Annotated in this window: 29 protein-coding genes and 2 tRNA genes; 19 read left to right on the top strand and 12 right to left on the bottom strand. The window is 50.4% G+C overall.

Features of this window, described 5'->3' with window-relative positions; all coding sequences use genetic code 11:
- Positions 1 to 85: 85 nt before the first annotated feature.
- Positions 86 to 259, bottom strand: coding sequence for a hypothetical protein (locus Q1A48_RS17730; protein ID WP_299947586.1), 174 nt, complete (start codon positions 257 to 259; stop codon positions 86 to 88).
- Positions 260 to 273: 14 nt separating this feature from the next.
- Between Q1A48_RS17730 and Q1A48_RS17725 the strand changes: the two genes are divergently transcribed.
- The 4 genes from Q1A48_RS17725 (at position 274) to Q1A48_RS17710 (ending at position 2798) form a co-directional block, all read left to right on the top strand.
- Positions 274 to 543 (top strand): hypothetical protein, encoded by a 270-nt coding sequence (locus Q1A48_RS17725; RefSeq protein ID WP_299947584.1) that lies wholly within the window; start codon positions 274 to 276, stop codon positions 541 to 543.
- Between the two features lie 641 nt (positions 544 to 1184).
- A complete protein-coding gene (locus tag Q1A48_RS17720) occupies positions 1185 to 1679 on the top strand; it encodes a hypothetical protein (RefSeq protein ID WP_299947582.1) in 495 nt (164 codons plus the stop codon).
- Positions 1680 to 1948: 269 nt separating this feature from the next.
- Positions 1949 to 2347 (top strand): hypothetical protein, encoded by a 399-nt coding sequence (locus Q1A48_RS17715; protein ID WP_299947580.1) that lies wholly within the window; start codon positions 1949 to 1951, stop codon positions 2345 to 2347.
- 61 nt (positions 2348 to 2408) lie between these two features.
- Positions 2409 to 2798, top strand: coding sequence for a hypothetical protein (locus Q1A48_RS17710; protein WP_299947578.1), 390 nt, complete (start codon positions 2409 to 2411; stop codon positions 2796 to 2798).
- 327 nt (positions 2799 to 3125) lie between these two features.
- Here the strand turns inward: Q1A48_RS17710 and Q1A48_RS17705 are convergent, their stop codons facing one another.
- From Q1A48_RS17705 to Q1A48_RS17695, 3 genes are all read right to left on the bottom strand, one after another.
- On the bottom strand, positions 3126 to 3524 hold the full coding sequence (locus tag Q1A48_RS17705) for a DUF6632 domain-containing protein (RefSeq protein ID WP_299947576.1): 399 nt from the start codon (positions 3522 to 3524) through the stop codon (positions 3126 to 3128).
- A gap of 318 nt (positions 3525 to 3842) precedes the next feature.
- Positions 3843 to 4253, bottom strand: coding sequence for a DUF6632 domain-containing protein (locus Q1A48_RS17700; RefSeq protein WP_299947574.1), 411 nt, complete (start codon positions 4251 to 4253; stop codon positions 3843 to 3845).
- A gap of 178 nt (positions 4254 to 4431) precedes the next feature.
- On the bottom strand, positions 4432 to 4848 hold the full coding sequence (locus Q1A48_RS17695) for a DUF6632 domain-containing protein (RefSeq protein ID WP_299947572.1): 417 nt from the start codon (positions 4846 to 4848) through the stop codon (positions 4432 to 4434).
- Positions 4849 to 4959: 111 nt separating this feature from the next.
- On the opposite strand from Q1A48_RS17695, the gene Q1A48_RS17690 reads away from it, so the two are divergent.
- The 10 genes from Q1A48_RS17690 to Q1A48_RS17645 all read left to right on the top strand — a co-directional run bounded on the left by Q1A48_RS17690 (position 4960) and on the right by Q1A48_RS17645 (position 11695).
- Entirely contained in the window at positions 4960 to 5343 is a 384-nt protein-coding gene (locus Q1A48_RS17690; RefSeq protein ID WP_299947571.1) for a D-Ala-D-Ala carboxypeptidase family metallohydrolase, read from the top strand.
- A 107-nt stretch (positions 5344 to 5450) separates the two neighbouring features.
- The gene (locus Q1A48_RS17685) at positions 5451 to 5825 is read left to right on the top strand and encodes a hypothetical protein (RefSeq protein WP_299947570.1); all 375 of its coding nucleotides are present in this window, start codon (positions 5451 to 5453) and stop codon (positions 5823 to 5825) included.
- 239 nt (positions 5826 to 6064) lie between these two features.
- Positions 6065 to 6610 (top strand): hypothetical protein, encoded by a 546-nt coding sequence (locus tag Q1A48_RS17680; RefSeq protein ID WP_299947569.1) that lies wholly within the window; start codon positions 6065 to 6067, stop codon positions 6608 to 6610.
- Positions 6611 to 7387: 777 nt separating this feature from the next.
- On the top strand, positions 7388 to 7792 hold the full coding sequence (locus tag Q1A48_RS17675) for a hypothetical protein (protein WP_299947568.1): 405 nt from the start codon (positions 7388 to 7390) through the stop codon (positions 7790 to 7792).
- Between the two features lie 69 nt (positions 7793 to 7861).
- The gene (locus Q1A48_RS17670; protein ID WP_299947567.1) at positions 7862 to 8230 is read left to right on the top strand and encodes a hypothetical protein; all 369 of its coding nucleotides are present in this window, start codon (positions 7862 to 7864) and stop codon (positions 8228 to 8230) included.
- Between the two features lie 133 nt (positions 8231 to 8363).
- Complete coding sequence (locus tag Q1A48_RS17665; RefSeq protein ID WP_299947566.1) at positions 8364 to 8894, top strand: hypothetical protein; 531 nt, start codon at positions 8364 to 8366, stop codon at positions 8892 to 8894.
- 315 nt (positions 8895 to 9209) lie between these two features.
- Positions 9210 to 9578, top strand: coding sequence for a DUF6334 family protein (locus Q1A48_RS17660; protein WP_299947565.1), 369 nt, complete (start codon positions 9210 to 9212; stop codon positions 9576 to 9578).
- 50 nt (positions 9579 to 9628) lie between these two features.
- Positions 9629 to 10150, top strand: a complete 522-nt coding sequence (locus Q1A48_RS17655) for a hypothetical protein (RefSeq protein ID WP_299947563.1) — start codon at positions 9629 to 9631, stop codon at positions 10148 to 10150.
- 80 nt (positions 10151 to 10230) lie between these two features.
- Positions 10231 to 10635, top strand: a complete 405-nt coding sequence (locus Q1A48_RS17650) for a hypothetical protein (RefSeq protein WP_299947561.1) — start codon at positions 10231 to 10233, stop codon at positions 10633 to 10635.
- 538 nt (positions 10636 to 11173) lie between these two features.
- Positions 11174 to 11695, top strand: a complete 522-nt coding sequence (locus Q1A48_RS17645; RefSeq protein ID WP_299947558.1) for a hypothetical protein — start codon at positions 11174 to 11176, stop codon at positions 11693 to 11695.
- A 203-nt stretch (positions 11696 to 11898) separates the two neighbouring features.
- On the opposite strand, the gene Q1A48_RS17640 is transcribed toward Q1A48_RS17645, so the two are convergent.
- Positions 11899 to 12270, bottom strand: coding sequence for a hypothetical protein (locus Q1A48_RS17640; RefSeq protein ID WP_299947556.1), 372 nt, complete (start codon positions 12268 to 12270; stop codon positions 11899 to 11901).
- Positions 12271 to 12572: 302 nt separating this feature from the next.
- On the opposite strand from Q1A48_RS17640, the gene Q1A48_RS17635 reads away from it, so the two are divergent.
- From Q1A48_RS17635 to Q1A48_RS17615, 5 genes are all read left to right on the top strand, one after another.
- Positions 12573 to 12755: a hypothetical protein gene (locus tag Q1A48_RS17635; protein WP_299947554.1), complete on the top strand. Its 183-nt coding sequence runs from the start codon at positions 12573 to 12575 to the stop codon at positions 12753 to 12755.
- A 19-nt stretch (positions 12756 to 12774) separates the two neighbouring features.
- Entirely contained in the window at positions 12775 to 13287 is a 513-nt protein-coding gene (locus Q1A48_RS17630; protein WP_299947552.1) for a hypothetical protein, read from the top strand.
- Positions 13288 to 13324: 37 nt separating this feature from the next.
- Positions 13325 to 13741: a hypothetical protein gene (locus Q1A48_RS17625; RefSeq protein ID WP_299947550.1), complete on the top strand. Its 417-nt coding sequence runs from the start codon at positions 13325 to 13327 to the stop codon at positions 13739 to 13741.
- 357 nt (positions 13742 to 14098) lie between these two features.
- A complete protein-coding gene (locus Q1A48_RS17620) occupies positions 14099 to 14860 on the top strand; it encodes a type 1 glutamine amidotransferase domain-containing protein (RefSeq protein WP_299947548.1) in 762 nt (253 codons plus the stop codon).
- 289 nt (positions 14861 to 15149) lie between these two features.
- Positions 15150 to 16595 carry an aminotransferase class I/II-fold pyridoxal phosphate-dependent enzyme gene (locus Q1A48_RS17615; protein ID WP_299947546.1) on the top strand — a complete coding sequence of 482 codons (1446 nt, stop codon included), beginning with the start codon at positions 15150 to 15152 and terminating at the stop codon, positions 16593 to 16595.
- 453 nt (positions 16596 to 17048) lie between these two features.
- Here Q1A48_RS17615 and Q1A48_RS17610 read toward each other — a convergent pair.
- From Q1A48_RS17610 to tnpB, 7 genes are all read right to left on the bottom strand, one after another.
- A tRNA-Leu gene (locus Q1A48_RS17610) sits at positions 17049 to 17136 on the bottom strand.
- 29 nt (positions 17137 to 17165) lie between these two features.
- Positions 17166 to 17239, bottom strand: a tRNA-Cys gene (locus Q1A48_RS17605).
- 490 nt (positions 17240 to 17729) lie between these two features.
- Complete coding sequence (locus Q1A48_RS17600; RefSeq protein ID WP_299947545.1) at positions 17730 to 18944, bottom strand: hypothetical protein; 1215 nt, start codon at positions 18942 to 18944, stop codon at positions 17730 to 17732.
- Between the two features lie 564 nt (positions 18945 to 19508).
- Positions 19509 to 22676 (bottom strand): CusA/CzcA family heavy metal efflux RND transporter, encoded by a 3168-nt coding sequence (locus Q1A48_RS17595; protein WP_299947544.1) that lies wholly within the window; start codon positions 22674 to 22676, stop codon positions 19509 to 19511.
- Entirely contained in the window at positions 22670 to 24208 is a 1539-nt protein-coding gene (locus Q1A48_RS17590; protein ID WP_299947542.1) for an efflux RND transporter periplasmic adaptor subunit, read from the bottom strand. Before Q1A48_RS17590 ends, Q1A48_RS17595 begins: the two co-directional genes overlap by 7 nt.
- A 180-nt stretch (positions 24209 to 24388) precedes the next feature.
- Positions 24389 to 24793 carry a hypothetical protein gene (locus Q1A48_RS17585; RefSeq protein WP_299947540.1) on the bottom strand — a complete coding sequence of 135 codons (405 nt, stop codon included), beginning with the start codon at positions 24791 to 24793 and terminating at the stop codon, positions 24389 to 24391.
- Between the two features lie 298 nt (positions 24794 to 25091).
- Entirely contained in the window at positions 25092 to 25751 is a 660-nt protein-coding gene (gene tnpB, locus Q1A48_RS17580) for an IS66 family insertion sequence element accessory protein TnpB (RefSeq protein ID WP_299947538.1), read from the bottom strand.
- Positions 25752 to 26020 lie beyond the last annotated feature (269 nt).

Below are 26020 nucleotides of genomic sequence, written 5' to 3'. Positions count from 1 at the left end.
GGAACGTTAGTTCCGTACAGACCGCTTTGAGCGGTTCACGATTAAAGCCACCGGCTTTGCCGGTGGATATTTACTAGTCCAGACACTAATTCTTATGCGCGTTGCGTACTGCGTCGTAAATCACTTGGAAGGCACTCGCAAGTTTCTCGGCGTCGTCTTCGATCATCTCACCTGATGGCCAGTGTGAGGAGTTTCCTCCACCGCGCTGAAGGGAGGCAATCAGGATATCTGCGGCAATGCGCTCGTCTGAGTCGTCCATAGGGAAAGTCTGTATTGCTGCTGGTGTGGAAGCTTGCAGTGTACCGGGAAACCCGTCACCTGGGGAGTGGTGTGACAGCCGGGAGAGATCGGCAGTTTCTTGATGTAACGGACACTATCAAAACCATTGAAGAGCCGCAGGAGCGGACGGAGGCGAAAGTGGAATTAACGCTCTCCATTAACCAGGCCAAGAGTATCGAGTGGGAGCTGAACCTTCAGCAGGCCACATTGTTCTCTTTCATCCTGAATGCTGCGTATTGGGCAGACAAGCAGGGTGGCTACTGATATCTCAGCAAGGGCAAGATCATCGATGAGTTGCCTATTCTCTCTGACAAGCGTGATACCGTTTACCGGTTGGGTTCACAGCTGATCCGCAAGGGTCTGATTGAACGAAAAGTAATCAATGGCGGTGATCACTACCGGGTGACGGAGAAGGGGCTTCAGTGGAACAAGGCTGAGGTCGGAAAAAAATCCGAGGTACCGCGGAAAAATATCCGAGGGCCGGAGAAAAATCCGAGTAATCTCGGGGAAAAACCCGACTTACCTCGGAAAAATATCCGAGCTAAGGTCGGAAAAAAATCCGACGTATCAGTATACCAATCTATCAGTTAACCAGGATCAGAATACAAACACTGGTGATCCACCCGCTGATCAACCCGATCCCATCGAACAGGAATTTGCCCAACTCTGGGAGATTTACCCAAAGCGAGCCGGTGGCAATCCCAAGGTCGGGGCGCTGAAGTCATACCGCACCCTGCGAAAACAATTCCCGTTTGAACCCATTCGAGCCGGTCTGGTGCGATACGCCAGGTACTGCGAGGCTACCAATGACACTGGCACCCAGTATGTGAAACAGGCCAAAACCTTCTTCGGCCCGGACCTGCACTGGCAGGACGAATACCCGCTTCCCAAGCAAGGAAAACCCCATGGAACCCATCCGCCAGGCCCTGGAAACCGCCTCCAGCAGCAACACCGCCAGATCAACGCCGCAGCCGCTAGAGCCCAGGCACGAAGCGCTGCTGCTGGCCCTGTGGAAACGCATGACCCAACTGTACGGCCACAAGTGGTCGTCACAGCATGCCCTGTATGACTCCGAAGCGGATGAGATTGCCGGCTGCTACAGCGAGGATTTCATGCTGTGGGCGAAGAAGACCCAAGATCTGAGCGAGATGGCCTGGCGCCGTGGAATGAATTACGTGGAGTACAGAAACCAGGAGGCGGCGCGACAGGGGGAAATCGACAGCTGGCCGCCTAACTACGCGGAGTTTGTCGGTATGTGTATCCCAGCCCCTGGAGAACACATATTCCGAGCGTTTGAGCCTCCGAAACTGCCCAACAAAACTGCTCAGGAGCGATCCAGGGTGGTTGGACGCCAGACCCTGGACAGCCTGAAATCTCTGTTTGCAGAGACGGCAGAGTAAACCGAAGCCATTTGGAGAGGGTGAAATATGCCAACCCTGGATATGTTCTCAACTACGGGTACCAAGCCCAGAAGGCCACCACGAGTGATGATGCACATATTGGATGCTGGCCATGATGGCGCTGGCCGCCGGGCCATTGAATTCCAATGCCGCAAATGTGGCTACGAGACTGGATGGGTCAGGAGCGATGAATCCGTTTCCGAGATTAAGCGGGGCAGACCCTGCCCGGAATGTAACAAATCGAATTATTTTTTTTGAGTGTGTACCAAATGCGGACTCTGGAATTCACCTTGCCCCAGCCCACACCATCCAACAACCAGCTGCTGCGGATGCACTGGAGAAAGCGCAGGACGGTGAAAAAGCAATTGGCCATGGAAGTAGCGGCAGCCCTGGTGAGAAGTGGTCAGCGTCGGCCCAACGAGCCCCTGGCACAGGTGTATATCGAGATTGAGCGCGGATCTGCCGGTGAACTGGACGATGACAACCTGCAGGGTGGCACAAAGCTGCTGATCGATGTGCTGGAAAAGCCCAGCCGGACCAATCCCCACGGCCTGGGCCTGATTGAGAACGACAACAACCAGTGCGTAGTTAAGCGCCGAGTCACCCAGGCTCTGGCCAAGCGCGGCCAGGGCTACACCCGAGTACTGATTGCGGAGGTGCTGGAGTGAGCCAAGTTGAGCTGCCTAAGAGATTCCGGCAATTTGTTGGTTAATCGAGATAGGGGAAAAGATGATCAATGAAATCAGCATTCGCGAGCGCTTGTGGGAGTGGTTCAGGGCCTATCCTGAACGTGCGGGGGATTCAGTGAGCTGGCCTCGTATGGCGGCATTTGGGCGAAGGATGATCTCAGGGCATAGAGAGGGCCCGGTACCGATAGATTACGAGAGAGCAGCCCTTACGGATGCCGCAGTATTGGCTTACCTGAATGTGATATCCAGGCGCCAGGACAAGGAAAAGGCTGCGTTAGAGAGGTTGGTTTTTTGGTTGAGGTATTACTACCGGTGGGAAATGCGAGAGACCTGCATAAGGGTGAAGCGATCCAAAGCCTGGGTGGAGAATATGTGTAACTTAATCGAGGGAACGGCAGAGGCACTTTATTTGGCGGATAATGCCGCATAACTGTATTTAAATACAAGCTGTATGTATTGACAGCCTAGGCGTGAAGATACTATATTCAGATAAGCTGTCGCGAAGTATGCGCAGCGGGACCATACCCCCCTTTGAAAGCCCCGTCTGGTTAATCCGGCGGGGCTTTTTTATGGCTGTAATTCGACTGTTTACTCCAGAGCCACTGCCCCTATAGATGAAGCCCTTAGATGCTTTGCAGTAGTCAAGCGCTGGAACAGGTAAGTTCGTAACTGGAGTTCTCTGAATGTTAGGTGAACCTGATTAAGAGTTGAAATCTATTAGCTTGTAGCCTATCTGGTTGGTACAGAGTAAAGGCTATCACTGGCCCGTGTTTTTATAAAAATTGTGGCTGGGCATCAGATACCAGAGAACGCCCGCCACCAAATATTGCACGGGGATATTTCCAGCTAAGTTTGCCTGCTCGGTTCGATCAGCTAACACCATCAACAGCATACTGGTCGCATATGCTAGATTTAACCAGATAGTGAACCAGATTAAACTGATGTTGGCAGCGGGATTTTTGGCGGCACGAATTAGGAATATGCCCAGCATGGCGAGTAGAATAAAAATAAGCAGTTCGTACTCATGCTGCGGCGGCGTCCATCCCCATCCTGCAGGCCATATCCATGCCATCATCGGATAAATGGCTAAGATAAAAAGCAGACCTATAACCTTCAGGGCAATGGGGAGGCTCTTGGCGCGAGTAATGTCATCCATAGTTTGCTCCAGAGCGGAGACCGCTTTTAAGTTGATTTAGCTGCAGTCAATAATATAGATGAACTAGGGCCTAGTTCGCTTGGCGAAGACTTTTTTGTGTTCGCAATTCGACTGTTTGCCTTGGAGTCACTGCTTCCCTATGGAAGAAGTCCTCAGATGCTTTGCAATAGCCAAGGGCTGGAACAGGTGGATTCTCTATAACGATTTCCAGCTGAAGCTCGTAGTGGTTCACCCTGATGATTTTGAGTTCATGGGGTTTCCACAAGACTGGTTGGGGATTCCAGTGAAGCCGCTTGGTTAAGAATGGTCTAGCGCCAGTTACTTACTTTCACTGTCCAGTCGTTGTAACAATTTAACGTTCCTGGGCATTAAATACCAAAGGATCCCGGCAATTAAATACTGTACGGAGATATTTCCGGCCCAGTTTACCATTTCGACTCGATTAGCTACCATCATCACAAGCATGGTGGTACCACACACCAAGTTCACCGAAATAGTGAACCAGATCAGACCAATGTTTGCAGCGAGATTGCGGCCAGCAAGAATTAAATAAACGCCCAGAGTTGCGTATAGCGCCAGACCAATTAGTTGAAATTCGTGATACGGCGGTATCTTTCCCCATCCCGTAGGCCATGCCCATAGCATCATCGGGTAAACGCCAAAGATATAAAATAGACCTATAGCCTTCAGGGCAATGGGGAGACACTTGACGCGAGCGGTGCCGTCCATGGTTTTTTCCAGAGCGGAGACCGCTTTTAAATTGTTTTGGCCACGGCCAATAATATAGACTAGATAGCTTTCAATTAGTCTAGTGCGGTTTTTTGGGGCGTCACGTCGTCTTTTTGATCCAAAGTTACTGCCCTATACGGATGCAACCCTCGGATGCTATGCAATAGCCAGGCGCCAGTTACTCACTATCGCTGTGCAGTCGTTGTAATAATTTAATGTTTTTGGGTATTAGGTACCAGAGAACCCCAGCAATTAAATACTGTGCGGGGATCTCACCGATCAAGTTATCTTCAAGGACTTGATCAGGTGCCAGCATAAAAAGTAAAAGACTGATGGTTGCATGTACCAAGCTCAACCAAATTACGAGCCAAACCAGAACGAGGTTAGCAATGGGATGTTTAGCGGCGAGCAACAGGAATACCCCCAGAGTTGCATAGGTTCCTATAATAGTATATTCGTATTCGGGCTGCCGTGGTGTCCATCCCCATCCTTCAGGCCACCACCATTCCATTAACGGGTAAATAGCAAAGGTAAAAAACAAGCCTATAATCATCATGACAATGGTGAGGCATTTGATACGGGTGATGTCATCCATAGCCTTCCCCTGGGCGGAGACCGCTTTTAAGTTGATTTTGTCGCAGTCAATAATATAGACGAAATAGTTCCTGGCCTGCCCCGTGCGGGCTTTTTTGTATCTGGTACTCCCATGCTTGAAAACGACTACTTCACGGAAGAGGAGTTGTCCTGCCGTTGTTGTGGCAAGAACCACTTCTCGGGCGACACGCTGCGCCGACTGATCAGGGTGAGGGAGCGGTTTGCTAAGCCGATGGTAATCAACTCCGGCTACCGCTGCCGGGACCACTGCGCCAGGATCGGCTCCATCATGACACACACTACCGGGCAGGCTGTAGATGTATCAGTTTCTGGTGGGCGTGCCTATGAGCTGCTGGGGATCGCGCTGGAGGAAGGGTTCACTGGTATTGGAGTAAAGCAGCATGGTCCACACAAGGGCAGATTCCTGCACCTGGACGATCTTGGAGCTATTCCGGGCAAGCGTGACGGCCCCACAGTCTGGAGCTACCCAAGGTAGGGCGTATGAAGGGAGTGGCACAGAATTGATTCCGGGCCAGTAATCAGGATAATAGTGGTCATTGTTATCAGTATTTAAAGGTTATGAGTAATCGCAGCATCGAGATAATGAAGTCAGCTATTTATTCTCTGGTTGTCTTTTGTATTGTCGGCCCATTTATAGGAGCCATTATTGTTGCTGGGGTGGTGGGAAAGTTACCTTTTGGGATTTTATTTTTCGCCTACGCTATGGGCTTAATTCCAGCGGCGGCATCATGTTTAATAAATTGGATTTTATTCTTATCTCTTAAGAATAAGCTAAAAATTCCCAACTATTTAATGGGCGTAGCAAACGGGCTTATATTGTTGGTTGCCCTAACAATACTAACAGGCTTTCCAAACCATTTAGATAGCGGTGTAGTCTTATTGTTAATCTTTACAGTACCATCAGCTATATGTAGTAGTATCGTAAACTCGTATGCAAGTAAAAGAATACACTCATAACAAATAAGGATATGTTGCGCTTGCTGCAACTTTGATACTTAAATGAACAAACCGGCCACTGAGCCGGTTTTTTACTCTGGATAGGGTGTTCATATTTTGTACGATTGTGCCAAATCTATGTAACTAGCTGTTTTTAATCCGGGCTGTGGAGAGTTGGCGCAGAATTGATTTAGGGAAGGTAATCAAAGTATAGTAGTCACCGTGACTACTATATAAATGGTATGCTCTAAGAGAGACTGATGAAAAAGAATAGAATCTACTTTGAAAATAATCCATGGCCAGAAGGTCATCCGATAGAAGTTTTTGAGTGGGCAGCAACGGTTAAAAATGGTGAGGTATGGTTCGATTTTAATTTAGATAGTGATGCTTACTACTCAGAAAGAGATATTGAGGATGATGAGGGTGTAGAATACGAGTCAGACTGGGAAGCCCCCATTGTATGGGGTAACTATCACGCGTGCACTTTGGAGGGAGGCTTTAAAGTTTGTAAAGCATCTGAATATAATCCTGACTTTCTAGATGGTTATGAAGTGTTAGTAGATATGCATCCAGATAATATTGAAGAGGGGGATGAGCCAGCTTTTCGTATATACTTACTTGGCCATGATGCAGCCGCCTGCCATAAAATAAAATTTTTACGTAACCCAGAGAATGGTAAGTTTTCAATAATCTGGCATGGACGCATAGCTCTAGCATATATTGGTGATTATGAATTCAGGCATAATTTCAACGCAAAGTTGACTGACTTAGATATGCCTCAAATAGAAAATAGTATAACAAGGTGATGAATTTCGTTCCGCCCCTACAGGGCTCCACCGGACATGCTACGATGCGCTTCGCATGCCGATTATCACGGCGTTATAAGCCTTAGGAAAGTATGAGTACGAGATATATAGACGAAGGATATCCTCTATTACATTGGGCGACCTCTATTGAGGCTGTCTGTCCAAAGTGTGGTGGTGTAGGTGTTATAGACGGCAATCCTATGTGGAGGGATTGGCGTGCAACATTCCTTTGCCACAGCTGTTCACACTCAATGAAAACTGAGCGGGATGGTTGGCATGGTCCAGTTCTTGGTATGGGTAATCGTCCCTGTCGTTCTTGTGGCCACAAGTGGGTTCGAGCAGAGAAAGAATTTGAAGATCCCTCCAAAATTAAGTCAGAGTCATCAAATACAAAATGTCCACAGTGTAATTCAGAAAACGAAGTCGCCCTGGAGTTTACACGCACCGAACCTTCTGATCATGCAATTGATCCGTTCTTTGGTCTTGAGTTGGTACTAAAAGAACCTACACGTCATGGCACTGTTTGGGTTTATGGTGCTGAGCATCTCAAGCACCTAAAAGAATACACAGCGGCTCAGCACAGGGTGGCAAGCGGCACCAAGTGGTCGTACTTTACGAGGCTCCCCAAATGGGTAAAGTCAGCGAAAAATCGAGAAGCAATATTAAAGGCAGTCACAAAATTGGAGCGGCGGCTTATAACAAGGTGCTGCTAGGGAAAAACCTACGTTGCGCTTCGGTTTTCCCCAGAGCACGGCGTTATGCGGCCAAGGGATGAGCATGCATTTTACGATTCACCTAAAAACATCTAAGTTCGATATCTTGAGGGAGGATGAAAATCCGATTAATCCAATCTATGGTCAATCTCTACTCCTCTGGATTCAAGATCAACTAAAGGACAAATATGAATTCACAACGGTCGATTATGAAGACTGGGGTTGGTACTGCGATATTATTTTTCAAACCAGAACATACATGCTTGGCTCATCGGCCTTTTACGAAGAAGGCGATGATACAAATGCCGAATTAGAGTGGGTGTTTCAAGTTCAAAAACAACGCTCTTTCAAAGAGGTATTATTCTTTCAAGAAAAAATGACCGCGCAAGATGACTGCCTTCAATTCTTTCAGGCATTCTTCACAAAATTTGATGCCATTAAGATACTATCAAGTGAAGCAATCGCATAACAAGGTGCTGCTAGGGACGGTCTGCTACGCAGCCCTCCCCAGAGCTAGGCGTTATGCGGCAAGTAGATTATGAAGAAATTAATATACATTAAGGTCTACAAGGGATATCTCGAAGCGAGAACCGTTGGAGAAAATACCGACAAACAATATCGCTCAGAAGGGTTAAATCATCCAAGATCTCTAGCTGGAAAGTTTACAGAGGTGGAGGAAACGTTCAAAAATGCAATTTCTGACCAACCAAAGCTTTTATTTGGCTTAGTAAAGCCTAAAGTTTTGGTTCACCTGGTTCCAGAAATGGAGGGTGGCTACACAGAGCTAGAAATAAGATTTTTCCGCGAGGCAGCTTTTGGTGGCGGAGCTTCACAAATATATCTCCTTGACGATAAATATCCGCCGCAACAAGATAATGAATTATCAGATGTCAGCAAGTGGCTATAACAAATAAGGATCTGTTGTGCTTGCTGCAACATTTACACCTGAATAAAAAAACCGGCCACTGAGCCGGTTTTTTTACGCCTGGAGAAAGCTACTTTCCCAGGTTCCACAATCTGGAGCTATTGAGGGAGGGCATATGGAGGGGCTCACAGTTCAGACTGGAGATACCCAGGGAGACAAAGTGAACCTGCAACCCACCCGCATCCCCAAGCTTCTGAGGCTGGCCAAAGGCCGTGATTGCGTCCGCTGCGGCAATAACGAGGGTACCACTGTAGCTGCTCATTACCAGGGCCAGCGCAGCCACAGCTACGGTAAGGGCCGGGGAATCAAGCCCCACGATGCCATGGCTGCACATCTTTGTTATCGCTGCCACGCTGAGGCGGATAGCAGTGGTCTGGGTAGCTGTCCCGAGGACCACAGCAGCCGCTTTCTGTTGCTGATTGTCATTACTCAAATGAATTTGCTTATAGATGGTCGCATCACCGCACGAGACTATGCCCAGGCCTTTCTACACAAGCTGTGCCGCAATACGTCGGAACTCATGGAATGTGGAGAGGATGAGCTGCACCACACTGCCTGCCGCCTGGCCGAGTGCTGGGACTCAGGTGAGATCGCTATCGCCTCCCAGGGAGCCATGGTTAGCAGCTTTGTGGGGGTGGCTCGGTGACCCGCAAAACCAACGAGCTGGGGCAGTTACTGTAAACGCTAGCCCGGATTATAGAGACGTGGCTTACATCCACAGAAAGTTCCCCCTAACTTATTGATTTAATTATTGGTAAAATGTGTTCAAGAGTGAGAGGTTGAATCAGGCGACTTGAGCCAATGGCTCACTATCTCCGGTTATTATTTGAACGAAAACTCATAACCTGCTGTAAATAAAGGGTTTTCTTCGGAGCTTGGAAGCTCCATCCCAGAAATAGTGGCCAAATGGATAGTGAGCCACCGGTTCTTTAATAAACTGTTATAACTCCTAGGGATAGAAGTGAATTTATCTGACTTGGTTGAAGGTGCCGGAAAGCTTGAATCAGTAGAGCCCTTCAGTTACCCAAAAATTACTGAAGATATTCAAGTCATTCGGTTAAATTTTCATTCCATGAATTGTGATATATACGCAATTGAGGAAACTGATGAAATTCGTTTACAAGAATCAATGGCCGTAGAAGGGATGGTGGTAAATAAGCGAAGTACCGTTTTTCAAGTCTGTGTAGGCAGTGAACTATTGTGGGCTTGGGATATGACGAATAATCAAGGTTTTTCTGATGCTTTGAAATTTGAATTCAAGAATGGGGTGTCGGTGGAACTTGTGGTTGTAGCTTCTTCAATAAAACAGTTCTATGTAAAAGAGTTATAACAAGGCGTTGCACCAGACAAGCTGGTGAACGCGGCGTTAGTGGTCTAAACATGAAGTTAGTTTACTTAACCTTAGTAATATCATTATGCTCATTTTCGTATGGAAGTGAGTTTTGCGGTGACCAGCCTGCGAAACTACTTGAGTTTGAGCCTGTGAAAAACCTAGATCATGAAACAAAACGGGATTATTCAAACGATATATCTACAGCATTATTTGACATAGATAATGACGGTATCAAAGAAAAGGTTTATCGCACAAAATTAATGGTACGAGGGGTTAAATGCTGGGGAGATCTATACGCATTTCGTCCGGATAACGACCTGCTAAATCAAGGAACAATCAATATTCGCGACTTTAGCCGAAAAGCTGATATAAATGTCCGTGAAATTGGTCTTAAAAGGTGGCTCACTGATCCTGAGAAATTCATGCCTACAAATATATATAGACAGTGCATCACCTTTGAACCATTTGTTTTCTCTGAAAAAGTACTTGTGAAGGCTGGCAAGGTTGTATTTGAGTTAGCTGCAAATGAAAAAAGCGCAAGCATTAAAGATGTGTGCCAAAACCACTAACAAAAAAAGGCAAGGCGACGCATAAATGCGCGCTTGCTTTTGGCGTTATGTGAATGTTAGATTCAGTGCCAGGGAAATGGATGAAAAATAAATTAAGAATACTGATAGCTACTACATTGCTTCTGCCTTCAATAGTTTGTAGCGCAGAAAACCCTGATGCATTAACTATCGACATGACAAGGAGTTTTGCCGCTATAGCAAGTAAGGGCAGCCCCAGAATGGTGGATCAATATACTCGAATGGAGCGCGTGTACTCGGAATCACTTGATATTATCTTCGACTACACAATTCTCGCTGCCATACCTGAGTTAAGTGAAGCTGAACATAGAGGCCGTCTTAGAAGCAATTTTGCAAGCGTCATGTGTGCCACACCTAAGTTTCATGATCAGCTATTGAAAAAAGGTGTAAAGCAAATCTATAGGTACTCTAATAAATCAGGTGAGGTGTTGCGTGAATTCACCTTTTCTATCAATGATTGTGCGTAAATCACATAACAAGCCCATCAATGGCGCCTCTTCGGGGCTTGACCTCCGCACTGCGTGCTCCGGCCCATTATGGGAGCGTTAGAGTTGGCTAGCTTAGACAAGACAATCGATAACTTGGGGCTTTACCGCCTGTACAAAGATGACTGTCACTGCTTCTCATTAGCTTGCCTTCTGAGGGAGTCAGATTGGCGACCGATTAACGCCCCATGGTGGCTGGGAAAGTCAGCTTCAATAATTGGTGCCGATCTAGATGGCAATTTTCTTATTCGGCACTGTGATGGTTCTGTCCGTCTATGGCTTCACTCTGAAGGAAGGGACGTCATTCTAGCCAAAAGCATCACCAAGTTTCTGAAAAATATCGAACATGACCCCAGCACGTCACCCTAATAAACGCAAGCAATAAGCTAGGGCCCTTCGCAGGGCGGTGCTAGCCGCTGTTATCCAACCACCCAAGCCGGCCACTGAGCCGGTTTTTTTACGCCTGGAGAAAGCTTCTTCCTCAGGTTTCATAAACTGGAGTTGCTGAGGGAGAGGGCGTATGGATGGGCTCGCTATTCGGATTGGAGATACCCAGGGGTACATGAAACCCACCCGCATCCCGAATCTACTGAGGCTGGCCAAAGGCCGTGATTGCGTCCGCTGTGGTAATAACGAGGGCACCACAGTGGCCGCCCACTACCAGGGCCAGCGCAGCCACAGCTACGGTAAGGGCCGGGGAATCAAGCCCCACGATGCTATGACTGCGCATCTCTGTTATCGCTGCCACGCTGAGGCGGATAGCAGTGGTCTGGGTAACTGTCCCGAGGACCACAGTAGACGCTTTCTGCTGCTGATCATCACTACTCAAATTAATTTGCTTATAGAGGGGCGCATCACCGCACGAGACTATGCCCAGGCCTTCCTGCTGAAGCTGTGCCGCAATACGGCAGAACTCATGGAGTGTGGAGAGCCAGAGCTTCACGACATCGCCTGCCGCCTGGCCGAGTGCTGGGACTCCGGCGAGATCGCTATCGCCTCCCAGGGGGCCATGGTGAGCAGCTATGTGGGGGTGGGCCCATGACCCGCAAAACCAACGGCCAGGGCTAATTTTACTGCCATGGTCACAGTGAATGGAGGGTACCGAGCTTGTCCTGCATAATATTAGCTGGCCCAGCTGTTTAAATTGCCGCAAAAAATAATATTATATTCAGGAAAAGACTCGCTATGCTACGTGAACAATACTATTTTCCACTGCTCCAATACCGAGAAAATATGAAATTTTTACTACCGATCTACATTGCAATCACCTAGACCAGAATCAGTAATAATTTCACCATCTGGGCAAGCTTTGATTGTGCCCATACAAGTGGAGAACGGATGTAATGTGGCGCAGTTTTGGCAACTCCAACCTGAATTATTTGGCTTTTCACACTGATTACCACAGCATCCACAGCAGAGAGCAGGGTCTGGGTTACCTCCTGGCGCTAAAATTAATTTAGATCCAGCCGGTAGCCTATTGTCAATCAATACTCTTCTTTCTTTACTGACAATATCTGTTCTTTTGTCAATTTGTGCTTTCTCTTTTTTTGCTTCATCTTGAAACCCATAAATGGCAATTAAACCCAGAAATATCAAAATAATTTTTAATATTTTCACAAGTTTTCTCCATAAATGTGTGTGTAAATTTCTAGCCTAGCATGAGTTTAGTGTAAAGCAATTTCGATTTTTGCGTTGCATCGTAAGTTATTTTTATAACTGGTTGCTCTCTGTTTATGAAAAAAACAAATGAATTATGAGTATGGTTGGCGGATATCAGAAATAAAAAATTCAATCTATTTTTAATTTTTCGATTATGTAGATTTGGTGCTTTATGGTTGGAATATAAAGCAGCTATCTTGCGATTGTTGTCTCTAACAGACACCCAACCCCACAAACCGGCCACTGAGCCGGTTTTTTTTATGCCTGGAGAGCGTGATTCCATGAATGGACAGGAAGCCGGAAGCGCCACAGTAACCGTTGCGGGCGTAGGACTGACACAAACCCCTGCCACTCCGCTGCAGGTGCTAGGGGTGATTATCGCCATGCTGGGCCTGGTGTGGAATGTGTACGCAGTGATTACACGCAACCGTCATAACCTATAAGGCCACCACCAGCTTTCCGGTGCTTGCTGGCAACACCTGGCGCCGTTCGGTCGGTACCATCAGAACCCCTGCCAATGGCGGTGGCGGCACCGTGCCGGACGATTCCTGGTGCGTGGCTGCCGGCACCTGGTTGACAAAAAAGCTGCTGGCTGATCACTGCAAAGCGGGGGATCGGATCGACTGTTGGGATATTGGTGACAGGGATACCCACCTGGCACCCATTCACAAAGTTAAACCCCAGCACGAAGTGCCCTGTGTACTACTCACCACGGCAAGCGGTGCCCAGGTGCTTTGCAGTCGTGAAACCCCCGTCACTGATCCACACGGCACAGTGTACGAAGCCCAGCACTGTCAGGGAGTAAAACTGGGTGTGCTGCATAAAGAGGAGCCGCTCACCTGGGAAACCGTCGAGCAGGTCGAATGTGCCGGCCTGCGCACCGTGTACAAGATCAGCGTGGGCAATATCAGCTATGCCGCCGGTGTGGATTCCCAGCACCGGGTCATTACCCACAACCAAAGGCACAAGCCCTAGCTTTGCTTTGTGAACATTTTTTTTACAAGGAAAACCTGTGAACAATACCACTTATGAAAACGCCAATGTCGATGTGACTGGACTGCTGGAGGCCCAGGTGGCCTTCCGAATTACGAATGGGCAGTTCGTGGATGAATTAATCCGCGTGCAGGTAACTCGGATGGAAGAGGACGTCAACAACGACGGCAAGGTTGACCAGTTGAATCTGAAAGTCCAGGGCGCAGTGATTCACCCGGACAACACCGTCAAGGTCACCGCAGGTGGGCGCACAATGGAATGTCCGGCCAGAGTGGAGAGTATCCTGGTGTCAGCCATAGCCGACAACACGGTAGATGTCTTGGTGCGCCAGGCAGAGGTGACCGACGAGTGTGTCTATCGGATGCTGAATCTGGCTGTGGCTATGCAGGCCTGGGAGTCTATCCCTGGAGATCCTGGCCGAGGATATTCCGCGTAAGGGCAAGCAGATGAAATTGGATGCAATTCAAAAGCGGATCAATGCGTTGGCGGAAAGGACATCACAGAGCAATGTCCACCTTTTAGATGGAGTTGAGTAGTTTAGTCCAAACATGACATTTGGCGACAACCTTCTTTCAGTTTTATTGATTGATCCTTCGGCAATTGTATTTTAGAACTTTTTCATAAAACCTTTGCCTTTTACTTGATATGGTCGCTCAAGTAGCTATCGTACTCAATATAATCCATGCCCTAGTTCCGATCAAATATTAGAGTTAGTGTTCTGTGTATCAAAATGGTTGCGAGGGGAAGGTGTTTAGTTGTTAAGCTCAATAGTTGAAATAAAAGAGGTTTTAATATGCACATATTGTTTACTATTATTTCTTCAATTTTCTTGATTTTTTTTCAACTCTCATCGGGGAATGCTTTTGCTGAAGACCAAGGAAAGGTTTTAATGGTCGTTACAAACACTTCCCAAATACAAGGTACAAACAAGCCTACAGGCTATTTTTTACCTGAACTATCGCACCCTTATTATACGTTTACCAAAGCTGGATTCGATGTCGATTTTGCAAGCCCACTTGGCGGGTATGCACCTGTCGACCCGCGCAGCATTGACCTGTCAGACGCTGATAATAAGGCTTTTTATAATGATCATGGTTTAATGAATCAGACTGGTGATACAATTTCTATCTCTGATATTAATCCAAAATATTACAAGGCTATTTTTTTTGTAGGCGGTCATGGCCCTATGTGGGACTTCCCAAACTCAGAGAGCCTTCAAAAAGTCACACGTCAAATCTATGAAAACGGCGATATCGTTGCTGCGTTGTGTCATGGGCCTGCTGCTCTCATTAATGTAAAGCTATCGAATGGTTCCTATTTAATTGAAGGAAAATCTGTCACGTCTTTCACAAATGAGGAAGAAGATACTACTGGAGTGAAAGATAAAATGCCATTTTTACTTGAAACTAGCTTAATTGAACGTGGGGCTAAGTTCAAAAAAGCGCCGGTAAGAAAGGTTAATGTCGTTATCGATGGCCGACTTGTCACAGGTCAAAATCCAGCCTCTTCTTATAAAACAGCTGAAGCTGTTATCAAATTGATTCAAGAGAAATAATAAGGATAGAAGCAACTGTAGCCTGTACTGGTCTCCCCCAACTCAAGTGGTCCTCTGCCTCCTTAAGCAGATCTCGTGCGCCCCGGCGTAGTAGTTTTGTCAGTGGATCAGCTATCTGCTGTCGACCTGTAAACTCAACAACGGTATTCTTATTCATCGCGGCGTACTCTTGGTTTATTGTTTGGTGACAATAAATCAACCAGATACGCTGCTTTCTTTCAAACTCTCAAACACCAGCATTGGTTGTAACTCTCTACTCGCACAGAACCCCTTAAGGCCGCGGTGATTTATGACTACTTCCAAAATAAACCCCGATAATGAGCTCTACTACCCTGCTGACACTCTTGGGCTGGAAGCAGAAGAGATGCGTCGATTGGGCCATAAAGTGGTGGATCTGGTCGTCGACCGCTTGATGCGTAAGAATGTTGAAGATGCCGTGCTTACGGGTTCGCCTGCCGACTTGATGGCGCTTCTTGGCGCCCCCTTGCCGAACAAGCCGATGGATCCGGACGCATCACTGGCATTGCTTGCTGAAGTCGCCTTACGGCATCAGCAAAGAGGCGACCACCCACGTTATTTCGCCAGAGTGCCCGGCCCCAGTTCGTTTGCCGCCGTTCTCGGTGAATGGCTGGGGACCGGGTTCAACGCAATCGCTGCGTCCTGGGCTGGCGGCTCGGGCCCGGCGACGCTTGAACTCATCGTTATCGAGTGGTTGTGGCAGTTAATGGGCTTTCCCGAAGGAAGCGAAGGTATCCTGGTCAGTGGCGGGTCCCATGCCAGCCTGACGGCGTTTTCCGTGGCCCGCTCGGTTTACGGCAAGGGCGTCGTTTACCTGACCGACCAGACGCATTCGTCACTGGTCCGCAACCTTAGAGAAATGGGCTGGCCAAAGCAGCATATCCGAATACTGGAGAGTGACGAGAACTACAAAATGTCGATGGAGTGCCTGACGCGAGCCATTGAGGAAGACAGGGTTGCAGGCAGGCGTCCTTCGATGATCATCGGAACTGCGGGAACCACCAACGCGGGAACTGTCGACCCACTGCACGAAATCGCGGACATCTGTCAACAGGAAGATCTGTGGTTTCATGTCGATGGCGCGTACGGGGGGCCGGCTGCGATTACCCAACAGGGGCGTCAGTATTTATCCGGGATCGAACGAGCCGATTCGCTGGTCCTGGATCCGCATAAATGGCTGTTTCAGCCTTATGACGTTGGCTGTGTCCTGGTTCGTCGTCCCGGCGCACTTGAGCATTGTTTCAGCATGAATCCGGAGTATCTAAAGGATGTTGAAGCCGGCGCCGGCGAGGTGGATTTTCGAAACCGCAGTTTGGAGCTCACACGTCGATCACGAGCGGTAAAACTCTGGATGAGCTTGCGTACATATGGTATTGAGCGATTTCGAAAAGCGATCAATCACGGCATCAAACTGGCAGAATTTGCCGAAGCCTACTTACGTTCCAGGCCTGAAACATGGGAGGTGATCACGCCTGCTCAAATTGGCGTTGTCTGCTTCTCCCTTAAAAATGGGACTCCCCGGCAGCATGCCGCCAGGGCAAAGGCCTTGTCGGACAGCGGTTACGCGTGCGTATCCTCGACCAAGCTCAAAGACCGCAGTGTGCTTCGACTCTGCACTATTAACCCGCTGACAACAGAGGAAGATGTCATGGGTACCATCGATTACCTGGAAACCGATATTGGGTGTTCGACAATATTGGGCAGAAATTGCTCATGAAATCATTCCGTTTCAGTCGTGTTGGCTCAGCAGGTGGCCGTCACAGTAGCCCCTCATCCATCAAGAGAAAAGCAGGTTGCGCTAAGGGAAGCCCCTGGCCTCTGACCTGGATGTTGAACATATCGTCCTGCTTTCATGGACCCACGAGCACGACGGGGGTGAAGACTGGACTGTAGAGTTGAAGCGGCAGTTTGCAGAAGACCCTGAAATCTATGGCTTGTTGATGATGGTTGAAACCAGAGTAAAGGGGGCAGGGGGCCTGATGAGTGGATGCTACCCTATGAGCCAGTGCAGGCCATCTATGTTCAACGATTTATGGCGATAGTGGAGAAGTATGGGTTGACTCTAGCTGAGGAGGAATCAGTTCAGTTCCTGGCGATGTTGAAGAGCTAAGGTGAACTGCACCAGATTTGCACCACAAAGCTACTAACTGATTGATTTTAAACATTTATATGGTGCCCGAGGCCGGACTCGAACCGGCATGGCCATGACAGCCGAGGGATTTTAAATCCCTTGTGTATACCAATTTCACCACTCGGGCCGGATAGATATTGTTATCTGGGGTAAGAATGGAGGCTAGGGTCGGAATCGAACCGGCGTACACGGAGTTGCAGTCCGCTGCATGACCACTCTGCCACCTAGCCTATTATTCCGTCAGACACGGAACCCAAACGTGCCGGATTTTATCGGATAAAACTGAAAAATCCTAGCGTTTTCTTATAGTTACGTACACGTGACTATAAGAGGGGGGCTATTCTAGGGGCTGCCGCCGCTTAGTCAAGCCTTGTTTGTGTCTATATGAAAAAAACTGAATTAAAGCCCTCTTAGTGCGTTAGGGTAATTGACATAATAACTTTTAGCGATGTTGCCAATAAACCTATTTCTATTTGTTCTAGATTTGAGGTTTTGGTTGCTGGAAATCTTTCACTGGTGTCCGATACTGTTTTTATCTGGCTAACACGTCTCCCCCCAAAACGTGTTTAGTAACGTCAGAAGGGCGCACCATATTGGTAATTGCCCGATGTGTAGCAAGGATGAAATCCTCCAAGTTTCACTCCTAATGGTCTTGGCCCTGACGCTCTCCCCCCCGTCGTCAGGGCTTTTTTTTGTGGGTGCTTGCTGTTTTTTAGCTGATCAGCGTCCCTTGTCGGTGAGATTCCCGATTGCCAGTGTCTTCACTGGCTGTCCAGCTACTTTTTCCGACAGCACTCTGAAGCGATCAAGGGTCACCTCTCCCCTGGTGCGGGCCAGTTCCCGGGCCACATCGTCAATACTCGCCTTTCCGCCACTAACTGCACGAATTTCTTTATCCAGCGTCATGATTACATTCGTAGCACGGGCAGTAACTGGACCGGAGGAGCGCTTCACCAGCAGGGTTGGTGCTTTTTGCCCCCATTCCATCAGTTTGTCCATCGCTTCCTGATAGCGGATTTCACTGATTCCCCCGGAGCGGCGCAGAATTTCCAGAGAGTAAAATTCAGCCAGACCTTCGACGATCCAATCGCTCTGGTCGTCGCCGTGGATACCTGTGGCCACATGGATCAGCTCATGGATCATGCTGCTGGTGCGGTTTGCACTGATCAATGGTCGATCTGCATGCATAAACAGAGAGCGGGGGCCGGAAAGCCCTCCACGCCACATGGGGTCACGGGCCGTTACGATCAGCAAACGGTCGGGAAATAGAGGAAAGATCTTCTTGATTTCCGGCAGGCTCCAATTGAGAAACGCGAGAGCATCCTGGCGGTGAATATTTTCTCCCAGGGGGCCGGAAACCGAGGTGGAAGTACCGGCGATCCAGTCCTGGCGGCTGCCGATTTTTCCCACGATCATCCAGCCTTTGGGGCGTACAAATCGGCGATTTAGGTCCGACAGCTGGTACAGGTGCTCGTCAACCTTCGGATAGGGCAGGGCGGCGGACCAGTGCTTGGGCAGTTGTAGCTGTAAGCGGGCATTGGCGTGGCCCTTGCCGTTTGTTGAAATGGGGGGAATCAGCCTGTCGCTACGGAGTATTGCCCAGTCCTCGGTAATCCGCGAGTCATAACTGCCGTTATTTCTTTGGTTATCGATGATAAAACTGTAGCTGAGTTTTGCCTTGGGGCCAGTGGGATGCCAGATAGCCCTATTTTCCTCAATCACCAATGGCTGTCTGCTTGACAGGTTCTTGTAGCGGCCCGACTCCAGGTTGAGGGTGAGTTTATTGGGCAGCTGTTCGCCGCTTAATTCGATACTGATATGGGCCAGTTTTGTATCGGGCTCAATCTTTGCGGTATACAGCAATTCATAGCTGTGCGTGCCTTGGGCGAGCGTAATCAGCAGCAGTGGAAGAGTGAGTAATCTGACAAGCATCATGTGTTTAGCAGGAAATCTGACAAGTTATCGATTGGACAACACGGGAGCTTACAGGTGCATACGTGTTACCAGCAAACAATCAGCCTCAGCTTAGGGAGCGCGTAAGCGCTTGAAAGATGTACTCCAGCCGGGACAGAGGGTCGCGATATTAATCTAGGAAGCACATTAATATGACCTGTAAAAAATACACTTAAAAAGTCGTTATCAAATAAGTCCATAGTAAAAATTATAATAAATCCAGTAAATAAGTGGTTCAGACATACTCGGGTAGCCATGACATTGAGTATTCTGTCCATGCCCTGGTTTTTTTTGACTGCCAAAACTGCTCGTCCAAAGTTCACAGTTGAAGTATCTTAGTTCTACTCGAAGTCCCGGAATCACAATCCAAACGGTATTGGCTCTGGGACTAGCTGTGCAATTTGTCCCTCACTGCGCAGCGCCATTTAGCGGAAATTCAAAGACCAATTGGATTACTGGCTCGATGAAAGGGCATCACCACCTGGCTGGTTTGCCCAGTGACTGCGGATGGGTACCGCAAGGGCAACCAGATCCAGTTGGGGATTTTTAAGGGTTATGGCTATCTTCCCGATGGGGGATTCTCCTCTGCCATTGGAAAAATATCCCGGGCATCACCAGCAGTACAAACAGCAGCGCGCTTACCGTGCCCCCGACCATGGGTGCGGCAATGCGTTTCATGACATCTGCGCCAGTACCGTCGGAGACCATGACCGGTACTAAAGAAATCAGCAGGGTAAGGCTGGTCATCAGCATCGGGCGAATGCGGCCGGCTGCGGCTTGGGCTACATATCTGGTGGAGTCGTCAGGATCGGGCACGGAATCAGTCGAAGCGCTTTCCGCAACAGACAGGTAGTGCAGCATCAACAGTCCCATTTCTGCCGCGAGCCCCGCCATGGCAATCATACCAACCCACACAGCAACGCTCAGTTTGTATTCCAGCAGGTACAACAGCCAGAAGGCGCCGATCAGGGCCATGGGCATGGCTGTAAGTACAAAGAGTGTGTCAGCCAGGCGTCCGCGATGCAGATAAAGCAGGAAGCAAACGGCTAGTAGCGTCAGTGGTACCAGCCATTGCAAGCTGGATTTGGCGCGTTCCAGATACTGGTATTGGCCGGCCCAGGCAATGCGCTGGCCGGGTACAAGGGTGACCTGATCCGCAACCACTTGCCGGGCGCGGCTCACATAGTCAGCAACAGCGACTCCACTTTTCAGGTCGACAAATACCAGCCCCACCAGTTGTCCATCCTCGTTGCGAATCATCGGTGGGCCCGTGCGGTAATTGAGGTTTGCCAACTGGTTCAGTGGTATCTGGGCACCGTCCGATGCCGGCACCAATATTTGTTCCAGTTGCTCCGGGGTATCGCGGTAATCGCGGGCGTAGCGTACCAGGACATCGTAGCGTTCGCGTCCTTCAATGGTTTGGGTGGCGGCGAGACCGCCGGCGGCAGCGGAAATCACATCCTCGATGTCCTGGATGTTGAGGCCGTGGCGGGAAGCCCTTGTGCGATCAATATCAAAGTCCAGAAAGTAACCACCGGTAAGCCGTTCGGCAAAGACGCTGCGCGTTTCCACTGCCGTGCGCTCATCGCTGCGCAAGGCGGCCTCAACCGCCAGGGCAGTTTGTTCGATTCCCTCCAGGCTATCCCCGAATACCTTGATGCCGAGCTGGCTGCGAATGCCGGTAGCCAACATTTCCGTGCGTGTTTGGATCGGCATCCACCAGATATTGGGCATGCCGGGGAAACGCAGCTTTTCATCCATTTCCGCCAGCAGATCATCCCAGCTAAGGCCCGGCCGCCATTCGCTTTTTGGTTTTAGAGTGATCACGGTTTCGACCATGGAGAGTGGCGCCGGATCGGTTGCGCTGTTGGAACGCCCGATCTTGCCGAATACCCGTTCCACCTCGGGGAACCGCTTCAGTTCGGTATCCATCTGCTGTAGCACCTTGCCCGCCTCGGTCACGGACATGCCGGGCAGAGCTGTGGGCATATAGAGAATACTGCCCTCATTCAACGGCGGCATAAATTCACCCTCAAGCCTGCTGATGGGGTAGGCCACCGAGACCAGCGCCAGCAATGACAAAGCGGCAACCACTTTGCGCTGCCGGATACAATAGTGGATCGCGGGCTGCAGGGTTTTCACCAGCACGCGCGTAATCGGGTTCTCGTTGCTGCGGATTTTACCGCGCATCAACAATACTGCCAGGGCCGGAATCAGGGTGATGGCGAGCAGCGCGGCGAAGGCCATGCTGTAGGTTTTGGTAAACGCGAGGGGTTTGAATAGGCGGCCCTCGGTGGCTTCCAATGCGAATACCGGCAGGAAGGAAACCGTGATAATCACCAGGGAGAAGAAAATACTCGGGCCCACCTCTTGCATGGCGCCGACGATCAATTGTCTGCGCTCCCCTGCAGAGAGCGGTTTACCAGCGCTTGCCGCGAGCTGTTTGTGGATGTTATCCACCATCACCACAGCCGCATCCACCATCGCACCGATAGCCACGGCGATGCCGCCCAGGGACATAATATTGGCAGTCAGCCCCTGGATGGAGAGGGGGATAAAAGCCAGCAGCACGGCGATGGGCAGGGTGATGACCGCTACCAGTGCGGAGCGGGCATGTAGCAGGAACAGCGCAATCACCGCTGCGACCACCAGCATTTCCTCCAGCAGGGTGTTTTTGAGGTTGTCGATGGCGCTGTTGATCAGGTTGGAGCGATCATAGGTCACGACCAGTTCCACGCCCTCGGGCAGGCCGGCCCTGATTTCCTCGATACGCTGCTTGACCCGTTCGATCACTTTGAGGGCATTTTCCCCGTAGCGCATGATGACAATACCGCCCACGGTCTGCCCTTCGCCATCGAGTTCGGCAATACCGCGCTGCATGGCCGGTCCCAGGCTGATATCGGCAACCTGGTTGAGAGTCACGGGAATATTTGCCGCGTTGACACCGATGACGACTTGCTCAAGATCCTCGACGCCTTGGATATAACCGCGGCCGCGCACCATGTGTTCGTGACCGGCGATTTCCAATACACGCCCGCCGGTATCGTTATTGCTACGGCGGATGGCTTCGACCACTTTGCCCAGGGGGATATTGAACATCCCCAGGCGGTAGGGGTCGATTTGAATCTGATACTCCTTCTCGAAGCCGCCAATGGAGGCCACCTCGGCAACACCGGCTACCGAAGTGAGCCAGTAACGCAGCTTGAAGTCCTGCAGGGCGCGCAGTTCCTGCAGGTCGTGCCTGCCGCTGCGATCCACCAGAGCGTATTGGAATACCCATCCCACACCGGTGGCATCCGGGCCCAGGGTGGGTTGTACATCCTCTGGCAGCTGGTCTGCCACCTGGTTCAGATACTCCAGAACCCGCGATCGGGCCCAGTAGATATCGGTGCCATCTTCAAAAATGGCATAGACAAAGCTGAGCCCGAGGAAACTCTGGCCCCGTACAAATTTGACTTTGGGAAGGCCCAGCAGCGCGGTGGAGAGAGGGTAGGTAATCTGGTCCTCCACCAGGTCAGGGCTGCGACCGGGCCACTCTGTCATCACGATAACCTGGGCATCGGATAAATCCGGGATGGCATCCAGGGGGATGTTTATCAGTGTGCGGTAGCCTGCCAGTGCGGCTATGGCCACAAGGACCAGGGTAATGCCAGGTTTGCCGGCACAGAGGCCGATAATGCGTGCAATCAGACCCTTCGATTCGGGAGTTACCATTGCTGCGCCCCCGACTTCAAACGACTTTCCGCAGCGATCAGAAAAACGCCGGAAGTGATTATCCTGTCCCCGGCCAGAAGGCCGGAGCGGATCACAATCTGGTCGCTGTCACCGTAGCCTGTGCGGACCTGAACCGGCTCCAGGCGGCCCTGCCCCAGATCGCGAAATACAATGCGTTTGTTACCGGATATCAGCACGGCATCCCGCGGCACTACCAGTTGATTACCCAACTCGGCACTGAGCAGGATGTTCGCGAACAAACCGGGGCGCAGTTCACCATTGGCATTGGGTAGCGAGACACGCAGGCGTGCGCTGCGGTTGCTGTGGTTGAGGAAGGGGTCTATCTGGGTAAGCGTGGCCGGTATCTCCCGGTGGTGTACATTGGTTAGACGCACCTTGGCAGGCATACCGATTTGCAAAAGGGGCAGCTGATCTTCGTAGGCATGGGCTTCAATCCATATCCGGCTTAAATCGGCTATCCGCAGCAGGTTCTTGCCTTTTTCAAAGGAGGAGCCGGCGACGATATGTTTCTCGATAATCACCCCGCTGGCCGGGGCAAAGATCGGTATATAGTCCTGTGCTTTCTGCTGCTCTGCCAGCCAGTCAATTTGTGCTTCGGAAAGCCCCCACAGCAGCAAACGCCTGCGCGCTGCCTGCTCGAGGGCATCGCCCCGGCGATGGGCTTTCAGGTATTCGTCTTGTACTGCCAGCAGCTCGGGGCTGTACACGGTAAACAGTACTTCGCCACGGTTGACCTGTTTGCCCTCGAAGTCCGCATCCAGATCGCCGATCCAGCCATCGAAGCGGAGGCTGATATCGCGCAGGCGGGTTTCATCATAAGTCACCTGGCCGTGCAGGTGCACAGGCAGTGAGAAGGGCTTGCGTTCCACCATGCCGGTTCTGATACCGATGGCCTGGCGCCTGGCACTTTCCACTACAAGGCTGTTGCTGTTTAACTCCCCGTGACGCACCGGCTGTAAATCCATACCGCAAATGGGGCAGGTTCCAGGCTCAGCGGATTTGACCGAAGGGTGCATGGCACAGGTGTAATAGGCCGCATCGGAAGCCTGGGGTGCCGACTTCAGGCGCAGCCCCTTGCGGTTGGTACTCAAGTCGAAGGAGAGATCCACGTGTTGATCGTGGCCGGTAGCCACATCCACCACCATTGGCCAGGCACCCACCATAGCCAGTTCCATTTCGCCCTGAAAAACGCCGGGGGCTGTCTCGCTGAATGCCGCTTGGGCCCGCATCGCCGGCATGGAGCCCATGGCGGGCATTTCCGCCACAGCGCGCACCTGGGCACCGGCTACCGGATTGCCCTGTGAATCCCGAACTTCGATACGTATCTGGTTTCTGCCTGCACGGGGTTTGAGTGGATCGATGGATACTGCAACCTGGAAGGGGCCGGTCTGGATAAATTCCGCCGCTGTATTTACCGTCAGTGGAAAGCGGTCTTTCCAGTAAAAGGCCCCTGCCGCCGCAGCAAGCATAAGACCCAAGGCCAGGAAGCCAATGCTTTTAGGGCGATTCATGCTTTCCCTCCCTGGCTGGAGAGGGTTCTCTTGCCGGTGCGCCAGGCGATTGTGGTCTTTTGTCTGCTGAGGACAGCAGCGGGGTTTTTGGTAGTCAAGGTTCGCTCCTCGGACAATGATTCTGAAACCCCGCGCACTCAAATGGTGATGGGGACATTGGGTGTCAGAGAAAGGGAACGATCAAATACGCAGGCGCAGGGTATCCAGCCAGGTGCGGTTGCCGGGATGGGGGAGGTGAGAAATGGGGCCGGTGACACCGGGTGGCACGGGCGGGGCCAGTATCTGCGGCCATTGGTAATTTGGCGGCGGTGCAAACTGCGGTAGTTCGAGCGTCAGGGGAGCAGTAGTGGTGAGGGCTGCCTGGTGATCATCCAGGGGTGTTTTGAGGGAAACCTGGGCCTCAAACTCGCAGCAGTCTATCGGGGGTTCGGAGTCTGTGGACGTATGGTCACAGCAGCAGACTGCCGCCGGTGCCGGGCGATCCATCATTTCACAGGCCAACACGGCCTGGACCTGGAATATTAGCAGGAGCAGGGTCGCCAGCGAGGCCAGCCTGGTGCGAAATCTGGATGGAGCGTGTTTCATTGACAGTAAATCATACAGCAAGGGATACCATTGGACAAAGTACCGGGGTCCGGGTTTCCCGGCAGCCGTCACTTATAGGTATAGGGTTACCTTAGTTGAATCACCCTGGGTTTGCCGGAGGCAATTTGATTTGAGTCATGCCACTTGGGCAGACTCGGCTTGCTGATAATACAGGTTTTCGTATTCGGTTGGAGGCATATCGCCAATCGGCTCGAGAATGCGGCGATGGTTAAATGTAGTAGTTCAGACTTGATCTGACAGTTACCGGTTTTTCTGACGGTGGTCTGTCAGGTCAGGTTCAGTTCACGAACTTTTCCATCCAGATCTTTTTGCCATCTTCAAGCGTTTGTACAGGCGTACGGCCACAGCACTTCTTGCCTTGGTGGGTTCGTTCATTATTGTAATAATTGAGCCATTCGTCTAGATCCATCTGCAGATCCTCCAGCGAGCCATAAATCTTGCGTCGTAGTGACGGCTGATAAAACTCCTGCAGAATAGTCTTGTGAAATCGCTCACAGATACCATTCGTTTGTGGATGCCGGGCTTTCGTCTTCGTATGTTCAATCTCATTCACGCTCAAATACAGCTGATAATCATGCTGCTCCAGCTTGCCACAGTACTCGGTGCCACGATCAGTCAGGATACGCAGCACAGGTAGCTCATGCGAAGCGTAGAATGGCAGCACACGGTCATTCAGAAGGTCTGCTGCAGTGATTGGCGTCTTTGTTGTATACAGCTTGCAGTGTGCCACTTTTGCGTAGCTGTCAACGTAGGTCTGCGGGTAGTAAAGCAGTTTGATTTTATCGCGACCGCGATTGCAGAACACGAAGAGGATTTCCAGTGCAGGAGATAGCTCCATCTCTAGCTCGACCAGCGCCGCCAGGCCGTTGATAGACTTGCGCATATCGGCAGGCTCCATGTACAAGTAGGTCTGCGCGGACTGCTTCGGACGCAGCATCACCCCTGCTCCCGTAGTAGGCGCCAGAGCAAGGGAAGGGTTTGCTCAAGGGCTGATACTGGTAACTGCATCTGAATGCCGCCGGGCAATGCCAGCTCAACCGAAGCCTCTAAAGCTGGCATGGGCACCGGCATCAGCTTAGGCCGGGGCTTGCTCTGTAGTGGTCAACTTTTACCGGACAGTAAGTTAAGCTTTTCTTCCGCCTTTGCAGGTGGTATACCATCGTTGTGCTGATGGGGACGCTCCCAGTTGTAGTAGGTCATCAGATA

The sequence above is a fragment of the uncultured Microbulbifer sp. genome, assembly GCF_947489355.1.
Lineage (GTDB): Bacteria > Pseudomonadota > Gammaproteobacteria > Pseudomonadales > Cellvibrionaceae > Microbulbifer.
This window is presented reverse-complemented; position numbering and strand designations above follow the sequence as displayed.